Genomic DNA, 5,000 nt, shown 5'->3' with positions numbered 1-5,000 from the left:
CATTTCGCAGCAGCCGCCTGATCGGCGCAGAGCGACAGCCTACCTCTGACTGCCGCCAATCTTTGCAACAGAGCCCTGGGATCAGAGATCGCCACCTCGACCGATCGGGGCGAGGCGATCGTCGCCGGCATGGTCAATCGCCTGCGGCTCGACCGGATTGTTCTGCCTGCGGCATCGACGCTGGAACGGCTCGCCCTCATCGTGCGGGCCCATGCACGCAAGGCCGCCCATGCCGGACTGATCCGCGATTGCTCGGCCGATCAGGAAGCGGCACTCGAACGCCTGATCGCATCCGATGACAATGGTCGCACCCGTCTGGGATGGCTACGCGAATGGCCGGAAGCGCCATCGGCGTCGAACCTGAAGGGGATCGTCGAACGGCTCGACGCGGTGCGCGGCATCGGGATCGCAACCGATCGGGCACGACGTATCCATGCCGCCCGCTATGCCGTCATCGCCCGGACCGCCGGCATCGTCACTGCGCAACACCTCCGGCGTCTCGAACGCCCGCGCCGACTCGCGATGCTGGTCGCCTCCATGATCGAGATGGAGGCGGCGCTGACCGATGCCGCCTTGGTCATGGTCGAGAAGATGGTGGGGGCGCTGTTCCGCCGCGCCGACCGTACCCGGTCCGACCGGCTGCTCGGGCAGGCACGGATGCTGAAAGACACGGCGCGCTTTCATGTCCGGCTCGGCCGCTTGCTGGTCGATGCACGCGCGAGCGGACGCGACGCCTTTCGCACGATCGATGACCGGGTGGGCTGGGATCAGCTCGAACGCAGCATCCGCTTCGCCGAGGATCTGACGCGTGCGGCCGATGACGGTCTGGAGGAAGTGGTCGAACGCTACCCTGCCGTGCGGCGGTTCGCCCCGACCTTCCTCGCCGCCTTCACCTTCCGGACCGCGAGATCGGGCGATCCGCTGCTCGGCGCGATCGAGGCGCTGCGAACGATGTACCGCGACGGCCGATCGGTCCTGCCGAAGCGTGTGCCGACCAGCTTCATCAAGCCACGCTGGCACAAGGTCGTGCAGCCGGCCGAAGGGACAATCGACCGCCGCGCCTATGAGATCGCGGTGATCGTCCACCTGCGCGAACGGCTCGGATCAGGCAGCATCTGGGTAGATGGCAGCCGCGCCTATCGCACGCTGGACGATTACCTGCTGCCGGTGCCCGCCTTTGAGACGATGCGCACCGATAGCGATCTGCGCCTCGCCGTGCCGTCCCGTTTTTCTCAATGGTATGAGGAACGGCGCGCGATGCTGACCCAGCGCATGACCGAGGTGGAGCGCGCAGCCGCGGCCGGCGAACTGGTCGACGTAACGATCGAGCGCGGGCAGTTGTTGATCTCGCCGATCCGGCGATCTCCGTCCGACGATGCCGAGGCGCTGAAGGCCCGGCTCTACGCGATGCTGCCGCGTGTCCGCATTACGGACCTGCTGGTTGAGGTCGCCGCGTGGTCGGGCTTTGCCGACCGTTTCGTTCATGCCCGCAGTGGCGAGCCGGCCTCTGACCAGTCCGCGCTGATGGGGTCGATCCTCGCCGATGCGACCAATCTCGGCCTCGGGCGCATGGCGGAAAGCTCGCGTGGGCTGACATTGTCACGCCTGCGCTGGACTGCGGAATGGCATGTGCGCGACGAAACCTATCTGTCGGCGCTGGCGGCGATCGTAGACTGCCACACCGCGCATCCGCTCGCCCAGGTCTGGGGACCGGGCGACACATCGTCCTCGGACGGGCAGTTCTTCCGCGCCGGCGGTCAGGGCGAGGCGCGCGCCGATCGCAACGCCCGCTACGGCAGCGAACCCGGCGTGCTGTTCTACACCCACGTCACCGACCGCTTCACGCCGTTCCATACCAAGGTCATAGCCGCCAATGCTGGTGAGGCCGCGCATGTCCTCGACGGCCTGCTCGATCATGAGAGTGAACTGGTGATCCGCGAACATGCGACCGATACCGCCGGGGCGGTCGATCATGTCTTCGGCTTGTGCCATCTGCTCGGCTTCCGCTTCGCACCGCGTATTCGCGACCTCAACGAACGCCGCCTGTATAGCCTGTCGTCGCTCGATCCTTGGCCGACGCTGCGCCAACTTGTCGCGGGCCCGGTCAACGTTCGCGCGATCGAAGAGGATTGGGACGAGACGCTGCGGCTCGCCGCCTCGATCCGCGCCGGCACCGTCAGTGCCTCGGTCATGCTGCGCAAGCTGGCGGGTTTCCCGCGTCAAAACCCCGTCGCCCGCGCGCTGCGTGAGATCGGGCGGATTGAGCGCACACTGTTCATGCTCGACTGGTTCGACGATCCCGAACAGCGGCGTCGCACCGGCAGCATCCTCAACAAGGGTGAGGCCCGCAACGCGCTCGCCCGCGCCATCTTCTTCAACCGCCTCGGCGAACTGCGCGACCGCACCTTCGAGAACCAGCGCCATCGTGCCTCTGGCCTGACCCTGCTCACCGCGGCCGTCACGCTCTGGAACACCGTCTATCTCGACCGCGCCGTCCGGCATTTGCGCGCCAGCGGTGTCGAGGTGCTGGACGAACTGCTTGCCCATGTCGCGCCATTGGGCTGGGAGCATATCGGCCTCACTGGCGACTATCTGTGGAGCGAGATGGACAAGCCCCGCGAGCGGTTCAGGCCGCTCCGCCTCCATCGGAACGGTCGGGATGCTTAGCGTACGTTTTCGAACATTCTCTCACCGGCCCCCGCTTTCGCTTGCAAAGCGGCGGCGGCTTCGGGCGACATCATTTCGTTGGTCGCCTCAGCCCAAAGCGTTAGCCATCGGTCGAATAGCGCCGGCGTAATTCGTGATTTGTGCTTCAAATGAGCCGGCACCGGTTGACCCTTGTATCGACCACTGGTGAGCATCACCGATGACCAGAATGCCGCCAGCTTTTCGAGATGTTCCGGCCAATCGGCGATCGCGTCGTTGAAGATCGGCCCCAGCTCGGCATCCTCGCGGACCCGCGCATAGAACAGCGTCACGAGACGGCTTAGCCCTTCCTCGTCAACCTGCGTATCGTCATCCATTGACCGACTCCGAAATCATGTATCTACGCTACATGTATCACCGGGTTGGAAACATGCAACAAGAATGCATATATATTAGTGCAGCGTCGATTGGGCGCTGTGACCGGGAAGCGACATGAAGCTGACGCGCTACACCGACTATGCCCTTAGGGTGCTGCTTTACCTTGGAGCGCGGCCTGATCGGCTATGCTCGATTTCCGAGATGGCGGGTGCCTATGCGATCTCGCAAAACCATTTGATGAAGGTGGTTCACGACCTCGGAAAAGCGGGCTTTGTGGCGAGCGCTCGGGGGCGTCTTGGCGGAATTCGCCTCGCGCGACCGCCGGGTGAGATTATCATCGGATCGGTCGTGCGGCACACGGAGGATGGGTTCGATCTGGTCGATTGCGGAAGCTGCATCATCGCGCCGGCGTGCGGAGCGACGGGCGTTCTTCGCGAGGCGCTTGCCGCATTCATGGCCGTGCTCGACAGCTACACGCTCGACGACCTGTTGGCGAGGCGGGTCGATATGCTCAGTCTCTTTGCACCCGAAGCGGCATAGAGGCTCTGCCGATGGAGGAGGAATGCGCGCGCTATCGTTGTGAGGGAGAAGATGGCTCGCCGATCACCGTTTTGGAGTTTCAATACTTCGGTCAAGCTGAAACGAAACCCGGCCGACGCCGTTACCCAGGTGCGCAGCGCCTAGAGTCTGTCCTGGCTGATTTGAATCGGTTGCGGGATTGAACGAACCCGCTGACGCGGGACTGGCGTAGGTGTTGGCTGGAATGGCCTCCTGATGGGAAGGTTTGGTTGCTGAGACCAACCCCTGACCAGGAGACCATCCCATGGCTGATACCACGATAGCGGTGAGCCCGCTGCGCCGCCGTATGATCGACGATATGATGTTGCGCAACTTGTCGCCGGCCACCCAGCGGTCCTACCTTCACGCCGTCACGAAGTTCAGCCGCTACTTCGGACGCTCACCGGATCGACTTGGGCTCGAGGATGTCCGAGCATTTCAGGTCTATCTCGTGTCGCGGGGGATTTCCTGGCCGTCGCTGAACCAGACCGTGTGCGCATTGCGCTTTTTCTACGGCGTGACGCTGAACCGGGGCGAGATACCTGAACGGATTGCCTATGCGCGCACGCCTCGCAAGTTGCCGGCGATCTTGAGCCCTGACGAGGTGGTGCGCTTTCTTGAGGCGGTGCCGTCCTTGAAGTCGCGTGCCGCGCTGACCACTGCCTATGCCGCAGGACTGCGCGTATCAGAGGCGGTGAGCTTGAAGGTCAACGATATCGACAGCGATCGGATGCTGCTGCAGGTTCGCCACGGCAAGGGTGCCAAGGATCGCACGGTGATGCTCTCGGCCCAACTGCTCGCGATCCTGCGGACGTATTGGCGCCTGACGCGCCCGGCCGACTGGTTGTTTCCCGGCCGGGGCGAGAGGCCGATCGACGTGACCGTGCTCCATTCGGCCTGCCGGTCAGCCACCAAGGCGGCGGGATTGACCAAAAAGGTCAGCGTGCACACGCTGCGCCACAGCTTCGCCACCCACCTGTTGGAAAGCGGCGTCGATATCCGCATCATTCAGGTATTGCTGGGGCACAACAGCCTGTCGACCACGGCGCGCTATACCCAGGTTGCCACGACGACGATCGCCTCGGCGCAGAGCCCGCTCGACCGTTTGACACTTGAGGTGGTGCCGCCCGCCTGAGCCGGGGCGATGCGTCCTGATCTGGAGGTGGCGGATATCTTCCGCCGGCATGGTCCTGCTTTTCGTCGTGCCCACGGCGGCCATATCGGCCGCGTGGAGCGCCGCGTCATGTCGGCGATCGAGCTCTGCCGGACCGCGGCGCTCGGCGGACACGTCGAGGCGTGCGAGGACTGCGCGCACAGCCGGGTCGCCTACAACTCCTGCCGCAACCGGCATATGTGGACGGCTCCCTCTTGCAAGAGGCTGAGAGGATAATTTGATCGGATCGATTGCGATCATATGT

Annotated in this window: 3 protein-coding genes and 2 pseudogenes; 4 read left to right on the top strand and 1 reads right to left on the bottom strand. The window is 64.2% G+C overall.

The annotated features are described in order from the left end of the window. Positions 1-72: 72 nt before the first annotated feature. Positions 73-2,667, top strand: a pseudogene (locus QHC67_RS18475) (Tn3 family transposase); the annotation flags it as partial. Here the strand turns inward: QHC67_RS18475 and QHC67_RS18470 are convergent. Continuing rightward, positions 2,664-3,023, bottom strand: coding sequence for a group III truncated hemoglobin (locus tag QHC67_RS18470; RefSeq protein WP_319296604.1), 360 nt, complete (start codon positions 3,021-3,023; stop codon positions 2,664-2,666). The pseudogene QHC67_RS18475 and the gene QHC67_RS18470 overlap by 4 nt on opposite strands. Before the next feature lie 115 nt (positions 3,024-3,138). On the opposite strand from QHC67_RS18470, the gene QHC67_RS18465 reads away from it, so the two are divergent. The 3 genes and pseudogenes from QHC67_RS18465 to QHC67_RS18455 all read left to right on the top strand — a co-directional run. After that, positions 3,139-3,564 carry an Rrf2 family transcriptional regulator gene (locus QHC67_RS18465; RefSeq protein WP_024018143.1) on the top strand — a complete coding sequence of 142 codons (426 nt, stop codon included), beginning with the start codon at positions 3,139-3,141 and terminating at the stop codon, positions 3,562-3,564. A gap of 283 nt (positions 3,565-3,847) precedes the next feature. Further along, positions 3,848-4,717 (top strand): tyrosine-type recombinase/integrase, encoded by an 870-nt coding sequence (locus QHC67_RS18460; RefSeq protein ID WP_319296601.1) that lies wholly within the window; start codon positions 3,848-3,850, stop codon positions 4,715-4,717. Positions 4,718-4,726: 9 nt separating this feature from the next. Continuing rightward, positions 4,727-4,963 (top strand): annotated as a pseudogene (locus QHC67_RS18455) (transposase zinc-binding domain-containing protein); the annotation flags it as partial. Between the last annotated feature and the right edge of the window lie 37 nt (positions 4,964-5,000).

The organism is Sphingobium sp. (assembly GCF_033795625.1).
GTDB lineage: Bacteria > Pseudomonadota > Alphaproteobacteria > Sphingomonadales > Sphingomonadaceae > Sphingobium.
The sequence above is the reverse complement of the archived record's forward strand: the minus strand, read 5'-3'. Positions and strand labels throughout refer to the sequence as shown.

What these genes read in the sequence shown, in the direction of transcription:
- QHC67_RS18470 (WP_319296604.1), bottom strand. Translation starts at nt 3,023, where the DNA reads ATGGATGACGATACGCAGGTTGACGAGGAAGGGCTAAGCCGTCTCGTG.
- QHC67_RS18460 (WP_319296601.1), top strand. Translation starts at nt 3,848, where the DNA reads ATGGCTGATACCACGATAGCGGTGAGCCCGCTGCGCCGCCGTATGATC.
- QHC67_RS18465 (WP_024018143.1), top strand. Translation starts at nt 3,139, where the DNA reads ATGAAGCTGACGCGCTACACCGACTATGCCCTTAGGGTGCTGCTTTAC.